Here is a 17,629-nt window from a genome sequence, read left to right as displayed (position 1 = left end):
GATTTCATGGCTCTTGAAGGGGGTGGGGTGGAGTATTTTGTGTGGAAATCCGCATGGTCGATTTCGACTGGTGCGAAAATCCGCACAGGGTAGGATGGCGGCAAGATGCCCAGCGACGCCGATTCCCACCGCCCCTCGTCCCGCCGCCTTCCCCCCCGGCGGCGCTTCGTGCTGCGGCTTGGGCTTTGCCTCGCGGCGCTGGTGCTGCTGGGGGCGGTCTTCGCGGCGGCGCGCGGGCAGGCGCTGGTCCGGCTTGGGGCGCAGACCGAGGCGGCGGCGCGGATCCGGGCGCTGGCGCTCGACTCGATCCTGGCCAAGCAGCGGGCGGTGGCGGCGATCCTGGCCGACGACCGCGAGGTGATCGCGGCGCTTGGCGCGCGCGAGACCGGGGCGGCGGTGTCGCGCAAGCTGGAGCGGGTGCAGGCCGAGACGCAGAGCACGGTGATCTACCTGCTCGACGATCAGGGCCGGGCGATCTCGGCCTCGAACTTCGACGAGCCGGGGTCCTTCGTCGGGCAGGACTACAGCTTCCGCGACTATTTCCGCGCGGCGATGACCTCGGGCACCGCGCTGCAGTTCGCGCTGGGGACGGTCAGCAACCGGCCGGGTCTGTACCTGTCGCATGACGTGCGCGACGGCTCGGGCGCGATCGGGGTGGTGGTGGTGAAGGTCGAGTTCGACGCGGTCGAGGCCGCCTGGGCCGCAAGCCGCGACCGCACCCGGGTGACGGACATGGGCGGAACCGTGCTGCTGTCGAGCCGCCCGTCCGAACGTTTCGCGCCGATGCCCGCGTCGCAGGGCGACCATCTGTCGGTCGCGGTGCCGGTCGAGGGCGCGGACTGGCGGCTGGTGCAGGAGGTCTCGGGCGCGCCGGCGCTGGAGACCGCGGCGCTGACCACCGGCGGCGTCGGGCTGGCGCTGGGGCTGGGGGCGCTGGGGATCGGGCAGGCCAGCCGCGCGCGGCGCCGGGCCGAGCGGCGGCAGGCGGCCGAGCGGCAGTATCGCGACGATCTGGAACGCGCGGTGGCCGAGCGGACCGAGGCGCTGTCGGCCGAGATGCACGAACGCCGCGCGGCCGAGCGGCGGCTGGCCGAATTGCAGGCGGATCTTGTGCAGGCCAACAAGCTGGCCGCGCTGGGCCAGACCGCGGCGGGTGTCGCGCACGAGGTCAACCAGCCGCTGGCGACGATCCGGGTGCTGGCGGAAACCGGGCTCGACGTGCTGGGGGACGAGGGCGATCCCGAGGTCAGCGGCAATCTGGCGACCATCGTGCGGATGACGTCGCGGATCGCGCAGATCACCACCGAGCTGCGCAATTTCGCCCGCAAGGCCACCGGCGAGATCACGCAGGTCTCGCTGGCCGAGGCGGTGAAGGCCTCGCTCCTGCTGACCGAAAGCCGGCGGCGTTCGGGCGACATCCCGCTGGAGCTGGCGCCGATCGACCCCGGCCTGCGGGTGATGGCCGAGACGGTGCGGCTGGAGCAGGTGCTGGTGAACCTCTTGCAGAATGCCGAAGAGGCACAGGGCGGCCAGCCGCGGCCGTGGATCCGGCTGGGGGTCGAGGCAGGCGACGATGCGGTGACGGTGACGCTGGCCGACAATGGCCCGGGGCTCGACCCCGCGCAGGCCGAGCGGCTGTTCACGCCCTTCGCCACCACCAAGCCGGGCGGGCTTGGCCTTGGGCTGGTGATCGCGCGCGAGATCGCCCGCGAGTTCGGCGGCGATCTGCGCGCCGATCCCCCCGTGCCGGGGCAGGGCGCGGTGTTCCGCCTGACGCTGAGGCGCGCGCCATGACCGAAGACCCCGGACCGCTGGTGCGGCTGATCGACGATGACGAGGACCTGCTGACGGCGCAGGTGCAGTCGCTGCGCCGCGCGGGCTTCACGGTCGAGCCCTTCGCCGATCCGCGCGCCGCGCTCGAGGGGCTGGGGGCGGATTATCCCGGGGTGGTGCTGTCCGATGTGCGGATGCCGGGCATCGACGGGTTCGAATTGCAGCGTGAACTGCAGGGGCGCGATCCCGATCTGCCGGTGATCCTGCTGACCGGGCATGGCGACGTGCCGATGGCGGTGGCGGCGCTGAAGGGCGGGGCCTGGGACTTCCTGACCAAGCCCGCCGCGCGCGACGACCTGATCGCGGCCCTGCGCCGCGCGACCGCGGCGCGGGCGCTGGTGATGGAGAACCGCGCGCTGAAGCGCGCCGCGCGCGAGGCGGCGCCGGTCGATCCCTTTCTGGCCGGCGACAGCGCCGCGATGCGGTCGTTGCGCGGTGCGGTGGCGCGGCTGGCCGAGGCCGGGGCAGAGGTGCTGATCCTTGGCCCCACCGGTTGCGGCAAGACCCCGGTGGCCGAGGCGCTGCACCGCGACAGCCCGCGCCGGGCCCGCGCGCTGGTGACCATCGACTGCCCGACGCTCGACCCTGCGCGCTTCGAGGTCGAGATGACCGGCAGCGCCGCCACGGGGCAGGTCGGGCGGGTGCAGGGGCGGCTCGAGGCCGCGCATCGCGGGACGCTCTATCTGTCGGGGATCGACCGGCTGGCGCCCTCGCTGCAGCCGCGGCTGCTGGCGATGATCGAGGCGGGCGAGATCTGGCCGCCGGGGACGGCAGCGCCGCGGCCGCTCGACCTGCGGGTGCTGGCCTCGGCGCGCGAGGATCTGGGCCGGATGGCGCAGGAGAGGCGGTTCCTGCCCGACCTGCATTACCGCCTGTCCGGCGTGGTGCTGAGCGTGCCGCCGCTGGCCGCGCGGCGCGAGGATCTGCCCGCGCTCTTCCGCCGCTTCCTTGTCGAGGCCTGCCAGCGCCTGTCGCTGCCGCTGCCCGAGATGACGGTGGCGATCAAGGCGCGGCTGGCGGGGCATGGCTGGCCCGGCAACCTGCGCGAGCTGCGCCAGTTCGCCGAGGTGGTCGCGCTGGGCCTGTCCTCGGCGCCCGAGGCCACGGCCAGCGGCGAGGCGCCGGGCCTGTCGGATCTGGTCGCGGGCTACGAGGCCGAGCTGATCCGCGAGGCGCTGCGGCTGGCGGGCGGCCACGCCACGCAGGCGATGGAGCGGCTGCGGCTGCCGCGCAAGACCTTCTACGACAAGCTGGCCCGCCACGGCATCCGCGCCTCTGACTTCCGGGGCTGAACGCCTTGCGCGCAAGGGGATTTCGTCCTTGTGCCTGCCCCCCGCTTGTCTAGAACCGTGGGGAGGAATGACGATCAGGAGGTGTAGGGTGAAGGTTCTGTCCGTCGGCGAATGCATGGTGGAGCTTTCGGGCACCGGAGAGCCCGGCCAGTGGCGCAGCGGCTTTGCCGGCGACACGCTGAACACCGCCTGGTACCTGCGCGCGCTGCTGCCCGCGGACTGGTCGGTCGACTACCTGACCGCCGTGGGTACCGACCCGCTGTCCGACGCGATGCTGGACTTCCTGTCGCAGGCCGGCATCGGCACCGGCGCGATCGCGCGGCACCCGACCCGTGTGCCCGGCCTCTACATGATCGACCTGAAGGACGGCGAGCGCAGCTTCACCTACTGGCGCGACAGCTCGGCCGCGCGGACGCTGGCCGATGATCCCGCCCGGCTCGACGCGGCCTTCGCGACGGCGGATGTCGTCTATTTCTCGGGCATCACCATCGGCATCCTGACGCCCGAGGCGCGCGCGACGCTGTTCGCGGCGCTGGAGCGCGCGCGGGCCGCGGGCAAGACGGTGGTGTTCGATCCGAACCTGCGTCCGAAGCTCTGGCCCTCGGGTGAGGCGATGTGCGCGGCGACGACCGAGGCCGCGCGTCGCGCCGACATCGTGCTGCCCTCGCATGACGACGAGGCGCACTGGTTCGGGGATGCCTCGCCCGAGGCCACGGCCAGGCGCTATCTGGCGCTGGGGGCGGGCGAGGTGCTGGTGAAGAACGGCGGCGCCGAGATGGTGCTGGGCACGGATCAGGGCCTGTCCGAGATCCCGGCGATGGAGCGGGTGAAGCCCGTGGACACGACCGGGGCCGGCGACAGCTTCAACGGCGGCTATCTGGCGGCGCGGCTGACCGGAGTGCCGGCGGCCGAGGCGGTGGCGAGGGGCCACGGCGTGGCGATGAAGGTGGTGATGCACCGCGGCGCGCTGATGCCGGTCTCGGCGCTTTGAACTGAGGGTCGCCCGGGCGGGAGAGAGAGAGTCGCCCGGGCGCCTGTGACGCGGATGCCGGTTCAGAGCACTGCTCAGAGCACCGCGCCGATCTTCCACGGCACGAATTCGTTGTCGCCGTAGCCGAAGTCTTCCGATTTCGTGTGCTTGCCCGAGGCGGTGTCGAGCAGCAGGTCATAGATCCGCGCGCCCATCTCCTCGAGGCTCAGGCCCTCGTCCACGACGACGCCGCAGTCGATGTCCATGTCTTCGTGCATCTGGCGATAGAGGGTCGAGTTCGAGGCGAGCTTGATCGAGGGCGCGGGCTTCGCGCCGAAGCACGAGCCGCGCCCGGTGGTGAAGGCGATCAGGTTCGCGCCCGAGGCAACCTGCCCCGTGGCCGCGACCGGGTCGTAGCCGGGGCTGTCCATGTAGACGAAGCCCGGCACGTCGATGCGCTCTGCATAGGCGAAGGCGCCCGACAGCGGCGAAAGCCCGCCCTTCGCGACCGCGCCCAGCGATTTCTCGAGGATCGTGGTCAGCCCGCCCTTCTTGTTCCCCGGCGAGGGGTTGTTGTCGAGCGAGGCGCCGTTGCGGTCGGCATAGTCGCGCCACCAATCGATCATCGCGGTGATCTTCGCGCCGGTCTCGGGCGTGGCGCGGGCGATCAGCAGATGCTCGGCCCCGAAGATCTCGGGCGTTTCCGACAGGATCGAGGTGCCGCCGGCCGCCACCAGCATGTCCGAGGCGACGCCGAGCGCCGGGTTCGCGGTGATCCCCGAGAACCCGTCAGAGCCGCCGCATTGCATGCCCAGCGTCAGTTTCGACACCGGCTGGGTCGTCCGCCGGTCCTCGTTCGCGGCGCGCGCGATCGGGTCGAGCAGCTCCAGCGCCCGGCGCACGGCCGAGGAGGACCCGCCGACCTCCTGGATGTTGAAGGACAGGAAGCGTTCCTTCGTCCAGTCGGTGGGCTTGTAGAGGGTCAGCTGGTTGACCTCGCAGCCAAGGCCCACGATCAGCACGCCGCCGAAGTTCGGATGGTCGCGGTAGCCCTTCAGCGTGCGCACGAGCGCGTCGAAGCCCTCGCCCTGGTTCGCCATGCCGCAGCCCTGGTCGTGCACGATCGGGGCGAAGCCGTCGATATTGGGGTATTTCGGCTTCAGGATCCGGTTCGCGGCATCGGCGATGGCGTTGCACACGGTCGACGAGCAGTTCACCGAGGCGAGGATGCCGATGAAGTTGCGGGTGCCGACGCGGCCATCGGGGCGCAGGTAGCCTTCGAAGGTCGTGCGCGCGGGCACGGCATGGGTGACGCCGTGCTGGTCCGAAAGGTCCGAATGCGTTTCCGACATGCCGATATTGTGGACATGGACATGCTGGCCGGGCGCGATGTCGGTCTTGGCCTCGGCCATGATCTGCCCGTATTTCACCACCGCCGATCCCGCCGGCATCGCCCGCACCGCGAACTTGTGGCCAAGCGCCACGTCGTCGGTCAGCGTCACGCCCTCGACCGTCTCGCCGGCGCTCAGCGGGCGCAGGGCGATGGCGACGGTGTCGGCCGGGCTCAGGTGCATCGAGATCGGCGCGTTGGCTGCACGATGTGGCAGGATCGGAGGCTGGCTCATGACGTGGCTCTCTCGATGATGGCTTGCAGGCGCGGCACGGCCGGCCCCGCGGTTCCGACCCAGTCGGTGAAGGCCTTGATGCGGCGCTCGACCTTCTGGGGATGGTTCTGGGCGATGTCAGCGACGCGGTGGTCGAGGAACGGGTTCTCGAAACGCTCGAGCGTGGTGGCGAGATAGGCGCGGGCCTCGTCGCCATAGCCCTTGGCCGCGAAGCCCGGCAGGACCTCTTCGGCATAGATCGCATCCAGCGTCTCGCGCGCGGGACCGGTCATCATCTGGCGCACGAAGCGGTCGGGGTCGGCACCCTCGGCGGCCCAGAGGTCGGCCAGCGCCGTGTGCCCGAGGTTCAGGATGTGCAGCTTCAGACGCTCGATCTCTTCGAGGTCGGGAACAAGCTGCACCGCCGGGTGGACGCAGGGCAGGGTGACGCCCGGACCCGCCTCGACCGCCCAGAGCGCATAGGGCTCGGCCACCGCGCCCGCGGGCTCGATCGGGGCCGAGACGATGCGGTCGACGAGGCTGTTGACCCAGACGCAGGCCGAGAGCCAGTCGGTCAGCGCGGCGGGCGCGCCGTTGGCCGCGGCGATGTCCAGCACGCGGGCCTTCAGGACGCGGCCGTTCTCGGGCACCAGCTCCATCGGGTAGATGGTCAGCGGCGCGCCGCCCGCCGCCTGCCGGTGCGCCAGCAGGTGGAAGAGCTTCGCGGGATAGCTCATCGCCTGGTCGAAGGCGGGCGCGGTGTCGGCCGGCATCGGCAGATAGCCGCGGTCGCCGGTGTTCGACAGGATCGCGGTGACCTCGGAGGCCGCCAGCGCGCAGAGCGCGTCCCAGTCCGTCGCGGTGGACAGCGTGCGCTTGACCGAGGTCACGCGGCGCTCTTCATCCAGCGTCCGGCCATTCTCGATCCCGCGGATCCGCACCGGGTAGCCGTCCGGCGCGGCCAGCGCGCCAAGGCGGCCGGCGCGCGCGGCATCGCCCGAGCTTTGCACGACGGTGACCGCGACTGGAGTCCCGGCCTCGGCGAAGAACAGGTCGGCATGCGCCTGCAGGAAGCGCGAGGTGCCGAATTGCAGGATCGGGGTCACGTCAGACACGGATGATCGCCTTGATGAGCGTGCCGCGGTCGCCGGCCCAGAGCGGCAGGTTGGTCACCGCGTCCTCGAAGCTGGTCGCATGGCTGGCGAGCTTGTCGACCGGCACGCGACCGTCGCGGATGCAGGCCATCACGTGCTCGAAGTCCGACTTCAACGCATTGCGCGAGGCGAAGAGCGTGGTCTCGCGCTTGTGGAATTCGGGGTCGGCGAAGCTGAGGTCGCCCTTCACGACCGACAGCAGCACATAGGCGCCGCCGTGCCCGACCCAGTTCAGGCCGGCGTTCATCGCGTGGATGTTGCCGGTGGCGTCGAAGACCGTGTCATAGGCGCCGGGCTGTTCCTCGCCCACCAGTTCGCAGCGGGCCTCGGGCAGCACCGACTGCGCGAGCTTCAGGCGGTCGGGCGAGCTGTCGCGCAGCGTGACCTCGGCCCCGTCGATGGCGGCGAAGATCGCGGCACCAAGGCCGATCGGGCCGGCGCCGACGATCAGCGCCGACGAGCCCTTGCGGATCCGCGCCCGCGCCACGCCATGCGCGCCGATGGCAAGGAATTCGACCATCGCGGCGGCGGTGTCGGTCAGGCCGGTCGCCGGGTAGAGGTTGCCCTCGGGGACGACGATCTCTTCGCACATGCCGCCGTCGGTGTGCACGCCGAGCACCGCGATCGCCTCGCAGCAGTTCGGCTTGCCGTTCGCGCAGGCGCGGCAGGTGCCGCAGGTCAGGTAGGGGTTCACCACCACGAGATCGCCCACGGCGATGGTGCCGTCGGAACTGGCCTCCATCGCGCGGCCCGACAGTTCGTGGCCCATGACGCGGGGATAGGCGAGGAACGGCTGGTGGCCGCCGTAGATGTGGTAGTCGGTGCCGCAGATGCCGATGTGGCCGACCTTGACCCGGACATGGCCCGGCTTCGATTCGGGGCGCGGACGCGAGGTCAGCTCCAGCTTTCCGGGCTCAACACAGAGCAGCGCCTTCATCTCGGTCATGTCGCTTCGGCCTTTGGTGCAGTTGTCAGGACGTGTTCGGTTCTTTATTGAATAAATACTTTCACCGTCAAACGCTTTCAAGCGGCGTTTCGACGATCCCCCGAAACGCGGTCAGGAGGCCTTCGCGATGGCGCGCGACAACCGGCTGTTCAAGGCGCAGGTGAACCGGCTGCTCGACCGGCTGGCGGCGGGCGGGGCCGAGGCGCTGGGGTCCGAGGCCGAGCTTGCGCAGGCGCTCGACGCCAGCCGCACCACGGTGCGCGCGGTGCTGTCGCATCTGGCGGGGGCGGGGGTGCTGGCCTGGGACGGGCGCGAGAAGCGGCTGCTGCGCGCGCCTTCGCCCGCGGATTACTTCGATGTCGAAGAGACCCGCGGCAGCCATGCGCTGATCGAGGAGCGGTTCCTGCAATGGGTGCTGCAGGGCGACGTGCCGCCGGGAACGGTGCTGAACGAGACGCAGCTGGCGCGGCAGTTCGACGTGCCGCTGGCCGCGGTGCGCGAGTTCCTGATCCGGTTCGAGCCCTTCGGCCTGATCGAGAAGACGCCGAACCGCCATTGGGTGCTGAAGGGCTTCACCCGCGCCTTCGCCGAAGAGATGTTCGACGTGCGCCTGATGTTCGAGCGTCGCGCGCTCGACCGGTTGATCGCCGAGCCGGACCCGGACCTGCTCAAGCGGCTCGAGCTGCTGGCCGAGGCGCATCGCGCGGTGATCGGGGGCGGCGAGGACGAGGCGCTGGCCTTCCCCGAGCTTGACGCGCGCTTCCACGCCTGGATTTGCGCCGGGGCGCGCAACCGCTTCATCGCGGACTTCAGCCGCACCATCGCGATCATCGTCCACTACCACTACCTGTGGAACAAGAAGGACGAGGTCGGCCGCAACCGCGATGCGGCCGCCGAGCATCTGGTGATTCTCGATGCGGTGCGGCGCGGGGATGCCCCGGCCGCGATGGCGGCGCTGGATCGGCATCTGGCGACCGCGCGGCGCACCCTCTTAGCCTCTGTAATCTGGACAGATTCCTGATTTCTGCATGGCCGCCATGCGTGGGGCGATTGACTTCCGCCCCTGTCATCCCATAGTTTGGTCCAACCACAGAACCAAAGGCGCCGGAGGAGGGCGGGGTTTGGCCGGAGTTTCAGCCGTCGAGGACGTGAGGGGCGTGCTGCGCCGCGAGATCGTCACGCTCTATGCGGCAGGGGACTACCTGCCGAATGAGCGCGATCTGGCCGAGCGCTTCGGCGTGGCCCGCAACACCATCCGCGAGACGATGATCCATCTCGAGGCCTTCGGGCTGATCGAGAAGACCAAGCGCGGCGCCAAGGTGCGCGAGCCCGATTTCGACCCGATCTTCGAGGTCTTTACCCAGCATTTCGACGCCAGTCCCGGCAAGCTCGAGGATGTGCTGAACTTCCGCCGCATCGTCGAGACCGGGGCGGCGCGCTATGCCGCCGAGGGCGCGGATGCCGAGGTGATCGCGCGGATGGAAGAGGCCAATCGCCGGATGGGCGAGGCGGTAACCGTCTCGGAAGCCGCGGGGCACGATTACGACTTCCACCTCGGGCTGGTGGAGGCTTCGCGCAACGACGTGCTGTTGCGCATGTACCGCGTGATGGCGGTGACGCTGCGCTTCTACCTCGAGGTCGGCAAGTCGCAGCGCCCCGACACCGAGGCCGCCGTCGCCCAGCACAACAGCATCATCGAGGCGCTGAAGGCCCGCGACCGCGTCGCCCTGGCCAAGGCGCTCGACATCCATTTCGACCATTCGGGCTCGGTGCTCGCCATGATGAAGGCGCGCAGCGGGACCGTCCAACCCTGACCATCCTCGGGAGGATACCGATGAAACTGACTGCCCTGACCCTGTCCGCCGCCTTGGCCGCGCTTCTGGCCGGCCCGCTGGCCGCGCAGGACGTGACCGTGAAGGTCGCCTACGAGAACAACCCGGGCGAACCGGCCGACCTCGTGATGCACCGCTGGGCCGACCTGGTGAAGGAGAAGTCCGAGGGCAAGGTCGCGCTCGAGCTCTACCCCTCGTCGCAGCTCGGCGCCAAGCAGGACGTGATCGAGCAGGGCCTGATGGGCGTCAACGTCGTCACGATCGCCGACGTGGGATTCCTGACCGACTATGACCCGGACCTGGGCATCCTCTTCGGCCCCTACCTGACCGACAGCCCGGAAAAGCTGTTCCAGATCTATGATTCCGACTGGTTCAAGCAGAAGGAAGAAGAGCTGAAGGCCAAGGGCATCCACATCGTCATCAAGAACTACCTCTATGGCACCCGCCAGCTGCTGACCAAGACCAAGGTCGAGACGCCGGATGACATGAAGGGCCTGAAGATCCGCACGCCGAACAACCCGATGCAGATCAAGGCGATCGAGGCGATGGGCGGCACCGCCACCCCGATGCCGCTGGGCGACGTCTACCCGGCGCTGACCCAGGGCGTGATCGACGGCGTCGAAAACCCGCTGCCGGTGCTCTATGGCCAGAAGCTGCACGAGCAGGCCAAGCACCTGTCGATGATCGGCTACCTGACCAACACCTCGCTCTGGCTGGGCGGCGAGGCCTTCTTCTCGACCCTCGATCCCGAGGTGGTGAAGATGCTCGAGGACACCGGTCGCGAAGCCGGCCTCTACAGCCAGGAACTGGCGGCCGAGGCGGACAAGAAGATCCTCGCGGACATGGAAGCGCAGGGCGTCGAGATCACCTATCCCGACCTCGCGCCGTTCAAGGAGAAGGCCAAGGCCTTCTACACCCAGTTCCCCGACTGGTCGGCCGGTCTCTACGACCAGATCCAGGCGCAACTGACCAACTGAGCCCTCCCGCCGCCGCCGCCCCGCGCTCCCCCGCGGGCGGCGGCTCTTTCCTGTCAGGACAGTCCCAGATGAAATACATCGCCGGCCTCGCTTCGGCCCTTGGCGGGGTGATGATCGCGATCCTCGTGACGATCACCGCCGCCGCCGTCTTCATGCGCTATGTCGTCGGCGCGCCGATCCAGTGGACCGAAGAGGCCTCTGGCATCCTGATGATCTGGATCGTCATGCTGGGCGCCATCTCCTGCGAATGGCGCCGCCAGCACCTGACCATCGACTTCGTGGTGATCGCGCTGCCGCCGACCGCGCGCCGGGTGATGACCATTCTCGTCGCGCTGGCCTCGATCGCGGTGCTGATCCTGATGGCCTGGCTGGCCTGGCAACTGGCGCAGACCGCCAGCTTCAAGCGCACGCAGATCCTGCGCGTCTCGTGGTTCTGGCTCGACCTCGCGGTGGTCGTCGGCGCCATCGGCACCGCGGCGGTCACCCTGCACCAGCTTTTCTTCCCCCCCGAGCCCGTCTCGGACGACCAGATCGGACACTGAGACAACACCATGAGCTGGTTCATCATCATCCCGATCATGCTCGCCATGTTCATGCTGAACATGCGCATCTACCTGGCGATGTTCGCGGGCATCGTCGCCTATTTCGTCTTCTTCTCGAACGTGCCGCTGGCCATCGCGGTGCAGCGCTTCATGTCCCCGGCCGAGAACACCTCGCTGCTGGCGATCCCGTTCTTCGTGCTGCTGGGCACGCTGCTGGGCTCGGCCGGCGTCGCGAACCGCCTGCTGAAGCTGGCCGACCTGCTGGTCGGGCGGCTGACCGGCGGGCTCGGACACACCAACGTAATGCTGTCCACGCTGATGGGCGGGATCTCGGCCTCGAACCTCGCCGACGCGGCGATGATGTGCCGGATGATCGTGCCCGAGATGGAGAAGCAGGGCTACAAACGCTCGATCGCCGCGGCGATCACCGCTTGCTCGTCGCTGATCACCCCAATCATCCCGCCGGGGATCGCGCTGATCGTCTATGGCCTGGTCGCCGACGTCTCGATCGGCTCGATGTTCGCCGCCGGCATCCTGCCGGGCATCCTGTGCTGCGTGCTGCTGCTGTTCGCGGTCTGGGCGGTCGCCAAGAAGCATGGCTACAAGCCCTCGCGCGAGAGCTGGCCGACCGCTTCCGAGACCGGTACCGCGCTGCTGGGCGCCTGGCCCGCGCTGTTCCTTGTCGTGGTGATCGTCGGCGGCATCCGTTTCGCGATCTTCACCCCGACCGAGGCCGGCGCCATCGCCACCATCGTCACGCTGATCATCGGCCTGTTCGTCTATCGCGAGATGAAGATGCGCGACGTGACCTCGGCCCTGACCGAGACGGCGCGGCAGACCGCCGCGGTACTGCTGGTGATCATGACCTCCTCGGCGCTGGCCTGGATCTTCTCGCTGGAGCGGGCCGGGATCGGCATGGCCGAGTTCATCACCGGGCTGACGACGAACCCCTATGTCTTCCTTGCGGCGATCAACCTGCTGCTGCTGGTGCTGGGGATGTTCATCGAGGGCACGGCGCTGATGATCATCCTCGTGCCGCTGCTGAAGCCGGTGGTGCTGCAGCTGGGCATCGATCCGGTGCATTTCGGGCTGATCATGATCCTGAACCTGTCGATCGGCACGCTGACGCCGCCGGTGGGGACGGTGCTGCTGCTGGTCTGCAACCTGACGCGGGTCTCGATCGTCGAGTTCGTCCGCGACGGCTGGCCGTTCCTGCTCGCGATTTTCTTGGCGCTAGTGATGGTCACCTACATCCCGTTCCTGTCGCTGGCGCTGATCTGACGGCGCACGCCCTGGGAACGACGCGACGCCCGGTGCCTGGCCGCACCGGGCGTCTGCCGTTTCAGGCCAGCCGGATCAGCGACTTGCCCTCGTTCTGCCCGGCGTAGAGCCGGGCCAGCGCCCCCGGCGCCGCCTCGATCCCCTCCTGCAGGTCGGTCTTCCAGCGGATCGTGCCGGCATGGGCCATCCCGGTCAGCGCCGCCGCGGCCTCGGCCCAGCGGGCCATGTGGTCGAAGACGACGAAGCCCGACCAGATCAGGCGCCGTGTCAGGATCTCGCGTTCGTTGCGCGGGCCGGTCGGCGGCGGCGCCCAGCTGGCGACAGAGGCGGTGCCGCATTGCACGATCCGCCCCGCGACCCGCATCTGCCGCAGGGCGGTGTCGAGGATGCTGCCCCCGGTGTTGTCGTAATAGATGTCGATGCCGTCGGGGGCCGCGGCCTGCAGCCGCCCGGCGAGGTCCGGCGCGCGGTAGTCGAGCGCGTGGTCATAGCCGAACTCGGTCAGGCAGGCCTCGATCTTGGCCGGGCTGCTGGTCAGCCCGATGGTGCGGCAGCCCATCGCCTTGCCGATCTGTCCCACGAAGCCGCCGACCGAGCCCGCCGCGGTCGAAACCAGCAGCGTCTCGCCCGCCTGCGGGCGGCCGAGCGCGGTCAGCGCCACCCAGGCGGTGATGCCGTTGATGCCCAGGAGGCTGCCGAAGGCTTCCAGCGGCAGGTCCTCGCGGCAGCGGTGCAGCACGGCGGACGGCGGCACCGCGGCATAGTCCTGCCAGCCGAAGAAGCCATAGACGATCTCGCCCTTGGCCAGTTCGGGACTGCGCGAGGCCAGCACCACCGCCACCGCCAGCGCCCGCATCGGCGTGCCGAGCGGCACCGGCCCGGAATAGTTCGCCACGTCCGCCGCCCAGCCGCGCTGCGCCGGATCGACCGAGAGGTAGAGATTGCGCACGAGGATCTGCCCTTCTGCCGGTTCCGGCACCGGCGCGCTTTCGATGCGGAAATCCTCGGGCGCGGCGATGCCGGTGGGGCGATTGACCAGCAGCACCTGCCGGTTCTGCGGCGGCAGGCTGGGGGTGGGGACGGAACGGGGCATCGGCGGCTCCTCGGGCTTCGGGGCTTGGGGCGTGGCGAACGCTAGGCCCGCGTCGCGGCCGCAGGCCAGCCCTACGTCGCGTCCCGCCCGAAGCGTTGCGCGGTGGCGCGGCTGCGGGTAGGAACCGCGACGCAGGACATGGGAGAGCGGCGATGACGGAACGGGCGAAGGTGCTGGTGATCGGTCTGGGCGGCACGATCGCGATGGCGCCCGGCGCGGCACCGGGCGTGGTGCCCAAGTTGTCGGCCGAGGCGCTGGTCGCCGCGGTGCCGGGCCTGTCCGCCGTGGCCGAGGTCGAGGCGATGAGCTGGCGCCTGCTGCCCAGCGCGCATCTGACGCTGGACGACATCGAGGCGCTGGCCGGCCTGATCGCCGAGCGCGGCCCGGGCCTGACCGGCGTCGTCGTCACACAGGGCACCGACACGATCGAAGAGACGGCCTTCGTCCTCGACCGCCTGCTGGCGCCGGGCCTGCCGGTCGTGGTGACGGGGGCGATGCGCAACCCGTCGATGGCCGGGGCCGAGGGGCCGGCGAACCTGCTGGCGGCGGTCACCGTCGCGGCCAGCCCCGCGGCGCGCGGGATGGGCGTGCTGGTGGTCATGAACGACGAGATCCACGCCGCGCGCTTCGTGCAGAAGCGGCACACGACCTCGACCGCGGCCTTCGTCTCGCCCTCGCTCGGGCCGGTGGGCTGGCTGAACGAGGGACGGGCGGTGCTGCCGCTGCGCCCGGACCGCAGCGCTCTGCCGCTGCCCGCGGCGGCGGTCGATCCGGCGCCGAAGGTCGCGCTGCTGACCATCGGCATGGGCGACCGGGGCGAGCTGATCCGCGCCGCGCTCGACGCGGGCTTCGACGGGCTGGTGCTGGCCGGGGTCGGCGGCGGCCATGCCGCGCCGGATGCGGTCGCCGCGCTGGCCGATGCCGTCGCGCGGGTGCCGGTGATCCTGACCAGCCGTTCGGGCGGCGGCGCGGTGCTGACCTCGACCTATGGCTATCCCGGCTCCGAGATCGACCTGATCGGCCGCGGGCTGGTCCCGGCGGGGCTGCTCGACCCGGTCAAGGCGCGGCTGCTGCTGCTGCTGCTGCTGCGTCGCGGGGCCGATCGGGGCCAGATCGCGGCGGCCTTCGCGGCCGAGGCCTGATCCGCAATTCCACGAGAGTTCCGGCGCAGACTTCCTCCGGGGCGGTCGCGCGCACTGCTGTGCACAACCAGCGATTTCATTCGTACGCGAATATGTCCAACCGCGGTCGCATCTTCGCCGCAACTGCTAACTAGGTCTCCGAAACGGAGCGTCATCAGACACTTGCTGACCGCCCGCGACGAAAGCCGGACTGGGCACCGCGAGATCGGGCCGCAGGCGGAGACGAGAGGCAGAGATGTATATCGAACCCGTGGCCGGTGGCGGCCGAGACGATGTTGTCGATCTTGGCCAGCTGATGGCCGCGATCGACCGTGCACAATCGGTGATCTGGTTCGACCTCGACGGCACGATCGTGACGGCCAACGAGAACTTCCTGCGGGTGACCGGCTACGAACTGCCCGAGATCCGGGGCCGTCATCACCGGATGTTCGTCGAAGAGGCGCATGGCCGCTCGGCCGCCTATCGCGCGTTCTGGGAGGCGCTGGGGCGTGGCGAGGCGCAGAAGGGTGCCTTCATGCGGCTTGGCAAGGGCGGCCGGCCGGTCTGGCTCGAGGCCAGCTACATCCCGATCCCCGGTGCTGACGGGCGCCCCGAGCGGGTCGCGAAATTCGCCTTCGATGTGACCGCACAGCATCTGGCAGCGGCCGACCACGCCGGGCAGCTTGCCGCGATCTCGCAATCGCACGCGATCATCGAATTCGATCTCCAGGGCCATATCCTGGCCGCCAACGACAACTTCCTGCGCGCGACCGGCTACGGTCTTGAAGAGATCCGCGGCCGCCACCACCGGATGTTCGTCGATGAGGCCGAGGCAGCGAGCGCGGTCTACGCCAACTTCTGGCAGAACCTGCGCGACGGCCGCTTCGACAGCGGCGAGTTCAACCGCCAGGGCAAGGACGGTCGGCGCGTCTGGTTCCAGGCCAGCTACAGCCCGGTCTTCGACAGTCGCGGCAACGTGGTCAAGATCGTCAAATATGCGACCGACGTGACCGAGGCCAAGTTGCGCTCTGTCGACTACAAGAGCCAGTTGAGCGCGCTGTCGAAGGCGCAGGCGGTGATCGAGTTCGCGCTGGACGGCACAGTGCTGACCGCGAATGACAATTTCCTGGCCACCTTCGGGTATCAGCTGGCCGAGATCCAAGGCCAGCACCACCGCATGTTCGTGGCCCCCGGCGAGGCGGGCACCGCCGAATACGCCGAGTTCTGGCGCACCCTCTCGGCCGGCGAGTTCCAGGCGGCGGAGTATCGCCGGATCGGCAAGGGCGGGCGCGAGGTCTGGATCCAGGCCAGCTACAACCCGATCTTCGACCCCTACGGCAAGCCCTTCAAGGTGGTGAAGTTCGCCACCGACATCACCGACCGCATGCGCGAGCGGGGCGAGGACACCGACGGGGCGCAGACCGTGTACCGTTCGGCGCAGGAGGCGCTCGAGGCCAACGAAGAGCAGTTCCGCACCACCATCGATCTTGCCCCGATGGGCATGGCGCTGCTGGATGAGGACTGCCGGCTGCTGCATGTCAACGGCGCGCTCTGCCGCTTCACCGGCTACGGCGCGGAAGAGCTGCTGAGCATGCGCCTGTCGCAGATGATCCCGCCGAACCGCCGCGTCATCTCGGAACGCGATCGCGCCGCGATGCGCTCGGGCGACATCAAGCTGCTGCAGCTGGAACGCCGGGTGATCCGCAAGGACGGCACCGAGGCCTGGGCGCTTCTGCACATCTCGCAGCAACGCTCGGCCCGCACCGAGGCGGTCGAGTTCATCGTGCAGGTGCAGGACATCACCGAGCGGCGGCAGATGGAGCAGATGAAGTCGAACTTCGTCGCCACCGTCAGCCATGAACTGCGCACGCCGCTGACCTCGATCAAGGGCGCGTTGTCGCTGGTGCTGGGCACGATGGCGAGCGGTCTGGAACAACGGGCGGAACGGCTGCTGGGCATCGCGCTGAAGAACTGCGACCGGCTGACGATGCTGGTCAACGACATCCTCGACATGGAGAAAATCTCGTCGGGTCAGGCGCGGTTCCGCCCCGTCGAGACGCAGATCAGCACTCTGCTGGAACAGGCAGTGGCGATCAACCAGCCCTATGGGCAGGAGCACGGCGTCACTTTCGAGCTGTCGCTGCCCTCGCGAGAGGCCTGGATCCGGGTCGATACAGACCGCTTCCAGCAGGTCATGTCGAACCTGATGTCGAACGCCGCGAAATTCTCGCCGAACGGCAGCACCGTCCGCATCGCGGCGGCGATGCGGGATGGGCGTGTCCGGCTTGGCGTGATCGACGCCGGTCCGGGCGTGCCCGACGAGTTCCGCGAACGGATCTTCACCCCCTTCAGCCAGGCCGACAGCTCGGCCACGCGCGAGAAGGGCGGGACCGGCCTGGGGCTGAACATCTCGCGCCAGATCGTCGAGCGGATGGGCGGCGAGATCGGCTTCGACAACCTTGTCGGCGGCGGCTGCGAGTTCTGGGTGATCCTGCCAGAGGTCGCGCCCTCGGCGGTGAGCGAGCCCGAGATCGAGCGCATCGGCGACGGCAAGCGCCGGCCCGCGATCCTGCACGTCGAATATGACCGCGACTTCGCCGAGGTGTTCCGCTCTGCCTTCGCCGGCCGGGCCGTGACCACGCAGGCGGTGACGCTGGCCGAGGCCGCCTGGTATGCGCGCCAGAGCCATTTCGACCTGGTGATCATCGATTGGGACGGCATCCGCAGCGGGGCGGGCGAACTGCTGGACGCGATCGAGCGGCTGCAACCGAACGTGCCGATCTACGGCCTGAGCGCGAGCGAGGCCCCGACCGACCGCCGCGTCCGGCGCAACCTGATCAAAAGCCGCGTGCGGCTGGACGAGGTGGCCACCGCCTTCCTCGGCCCGGTCGCGGGTCTGGCGTGACCTGACCGCCCGCCGCGAAGTGCGACGTGGCCGGGGCCCTGACCCCCGGGCCTTGAGAAATGATGTATTTCGGGGGAAC

General features: G+C 69.5%; 14 protein-coding genes. 10 read left to right on the top strand and 4 right to left on the bottom strand.

All coding sequences use genetic code 11. The features are described 5' to 3' along the window. Positions 1–105: 105 nt before the first annotated feature. From V8J36_RS14540 to V8J36_RS14530, 3 genes are all read left to right on the top strand, one after another. On the top strand, positions 106–1,794 hold the full coding sequence (locus V8J36_RS14540; RefSeq protein WP_336468033.1) for a sensor histidine kinase: 1,689 nt from the start codon (positions 106–108) through the stop codon (positions 1,792–1,794). Then, on the top strand, positions 1,791–3,125 hold the full coding sequence (locus V8J36_RS14535; RefSeq protein ID WP_336468032.1) for a sigma-54-dependent transcriptional regulator: 1,335 nt from the start codon (positions 1,791–1,793) through the stop codon (positions 3,123–3,125). The genes V8J36_RS14540 and V8J36_RS14535 overlap by 4 nt, the downstream gene beginning before the upstream one ends. An 88-nt stretch (positions 3,126–3,213) precedes the next feature. After that, positions 3,214–4,116, top strand: a complete 903-nt coding sequence (locus V8J36_RS14530) for a sugar kinase (RefSeq protein ID WP_336468031.1) — start codon at positions 3,214–3,216, stop codon at positions 4,114–4,116. Positions 4,117–4,190: 74 nt separating this feature from the next. On the opposite strand, the gene V8J36_RS14525 is transcribed toward V8J36_RS14530, so the two are convergent. Genes V8J36_RS14525 through V8J36_RS14515 form a run of 3 tightly spaced genes read right to left on the bottom strand, consistent with a single transcriptional unit; the run spans position 4,191 to position 7,799 of the window. Further along, entirely contained in the window at positions 4,191–5,720 is a 1,530-nt protein-coding gene (locus V8J36_RS14525) for a UxaA family hydrolase (protein WP_336468030.1), read from the bottom strand. Then, entirely contained in the window at positions 5,717–6,814 is a 1,098-nt protein-coding gene (locus V8J36_RS14520) for a mannitol dehydrogenase family protein (RefSeq protein ID WP_336468029.1), read from the bottom strand. Before V8J36_RS14520 ends, V8J36_RS14525 begins: the two co-directional genes overlap by 4 nt. Continuing rightward, positions 6,807–7,799 (bottom strand): zinc-binding alcohol dehydrogenase family protein, encoded by a 993-nt coding sequence (locus V8J36_RS14515; protein ID WP_336468028.1) that lies wholly within the window; start codon positions 7,797–7,799, stop codon positions 6,807–6,809. Before V8J36_RS14515 ends, V8J36_RS14520 begins: the two co-directional genes overlap by 8 nt. Positions 7,800–7,926: 127 nt before the next feature. On the opposite strand from V8J36_RS14515, the gene V8J36_RS14510 reads away from it, so the two are divergent. The 5 genes from V8J36_RS14510 to V8J36_RS14490 all read left to right on the top strand — a co-directional run bounded on the left by V8J36_RS14510 (position 7,927) and on the right by V8J36_RS14490 (position 12,431). After that, the gene (locus V8J36_RS14510; protein WP_336468027.1) at positions 7,927–8,820 is read left to right on the top strand and encodes a GntR family transcriptional regulator; all 894 of its coding nucleotides are present in this window, start codon (positions 7,927–7,929) and stop codon (positions 8,818–8,820) included. A 100-nt stretch (positions 8,821–8,920) separates the two neighbouring features. Further along, positions 8,921–9,613, top strand: a complete 693-nt coding sequence (locus V8J36_RS14505) for a FadR/GntR family transcriptional regulator (RefSeq protein WP_336468026.1) — start codon at positions 8,921–8,923, stop codon at positions 9,611–9,613. 20 nt (positions 9,614–9,633) lie between these two features. Then, positions 9,634–10,608 carry a C4-dicarboxylate TRAP transporter substrate-binding protein gene (locus V8J36_RS14500; protein WP_336468025.1) on the top strand — a complete coding sequence of 325 codons (975 nt, stop codon included), beginning with the start codon at positions 9,634–9,636 and terminating at the stop codon, positions 10,606–10,608. A gap of 68 nt (positions 10,609–10,676) precedes the next feature. Beyond that, positions 10,677–11,150 (top strand): TRAP transporter small permease, encoded by a 474-nt coding sequence (locus tag V8J36_RS14495; RefSeq protein ID WP_336468024.1) that lies wholly within the window; start codon positions 10,677–10,679, stop codon positions 11,148–11,150. Positions 11,151–11,159: 9 nt separating this feature from the next. Continuing rightward, the gene (locus tag V8J36_RS14490; RefSeq protein ID WP_336468023.1) at positions 11,160–12,431 is read left to right on the top strand and encodes a TRAP transporter large permease; all 1,272 of its coding nucleotides are present in this window, start codon (positions 11,160–11,162) and stop codon (positions 12,429–12,431) included. Positions 12,432–12,492: 61 nt separating this feature from the next. Here V8J36_RS14490 and V8J36_RS14485 read toward each other — a convergent pair whose 3' ends face one another. Then, positions 12,493–13,524: an NADP-dependent oxidoreductase gene (locus V8J36_RS14485; protein WP_336468022.1), complete on the bottom strand. Its 1,032-nt coding sequence runs from the start codon at positions 13,522–13,524 to the stop codon at positions 12,493–12,495. Between the two features lie 152 nt (positions 13,525–13,676). Between V8J36_RS14485 and V8J36_RS14480 the strand changes: the two genes are divergently transcribed. Both V8J36_RS14480 and V8J36_RS14475 read left to right on the top strand, forming a co-directional pair. Then, positions 13,677–14,666 carry an asparaginase gene (locus V8J36_RS14480; protein ID WP_336468021.1) on the top strand — a complete coding sequence of 330 codons (990 nt, stop codon included), beginning with the start codon at positions 13,677–13,679 and terminating at the stop codon, positions 14,664–14,666. Between the two features lie 235 nt (positions 14,667–14,901). After that, entirely contained in the window at positions 14,902–17,550 is a 2,649-nt protein-coding gene (locus V8J36_RS14475) for a PAS domain S-box protein (protein ID WP_336468020.1), read from the top strand. Positions 17,551–17,629 lie beyond the last annotated feature (79 nt).

It is taken from the genome of Frigidibacter sp. MR17.14, assembly GCF_037095735.1.
In the GTDB taxonomy this organism is placed as follows: domain Bacteria; phylum Pseudomonadota; class Alphaproteobacteria; order Rhodobacterales; family Rhodobacteraceae; genus Frigidibacter.
The sequence above is the reverse complement of the archived record's forward strand: the minus strand, read 5'-3'. Positions and strand labels throughout refer to the sequence as shown.

Bases quoted from the DNA above. Each gene is read 5' to 3' on its own strand.
- V8J36_RS14490 (WP_336468023.1), top strand. From the start codon at position 11,160: ATGAGCTGGTTCATCATCATCCCGATCATGCTCGCCATGTTCATGCTG.
- V8J36_RS14535 (WP_336468032.1), top strand. From the start codon at position 1,791: ATGACCGAAGACCCCGGACCGCTGGTGCGGCTGATCGACGATGACGAG.
- V8J36_RS14510 (WP_336468027.1), top strand. From the start codon at position 7,927: ATGGCGCGCGACAACCGGCTGTTCAAGGCGCAGGTGAACCGGCTGCTC.
- V8J36_RS14485 (WP_336468022.1), bottom strand. From the start codon at position 13,524: ATGCCCCGTTCCGTCCCCACCCCCAGCCTGCCGCCGCAGAACCGGCAG.
- V8J36_RS14540 (WP_336468033.1), top strand. From the start codon at position 106: ATGCCCAGCGACGCCGATTCCCACCGCCCCTCGTCCCGCCGCCTTCCC.
- V8J36_RS14480 (WP_336468021.1), top strand. From the start codon at position 13,677: ATGACGGAACGGGCGAAGGTGCTGGTGATCGGTCTGGGCGGCACGATC.
- V8J36_RS14515 (WP_336468028.1), bottom strand. From the start codon at position 7,799: ATGACCGAGATGAAGGCGCTGCTCTGTGTTGAGCCCGGAAAGCTGGAG.
- V8J36_RS14525 (WP_336468030.1), bottom strand. From the start codon at position 5,720: ATGAGCCAGCCTCCGATCCTGCCACATCGTGCAGCCAACGCGCCGATC.
- V8J36_RS14475 (WP_336468020.1), top strand. From the start codon at position 14,902: ATGTATATCGAACCCGTGGCCGGTGGCGGCCGAGACGATGTTGTCGAT.
- V8J36_RS14495 (WP_336468024.1), top strand. From the start codon at position 10,677: ATGAAATACATCGCCGGCCTCGCTTCGGCCCTTGGCGGGGTGATGATC.
- V8J36_RS14500 (WP_336468025.1), top strand. From the start codon at position 9,634: ATGAAACTGACTGCCCTGACCCTGTCCGCCGCCTTGGCCGCGCTTCTG.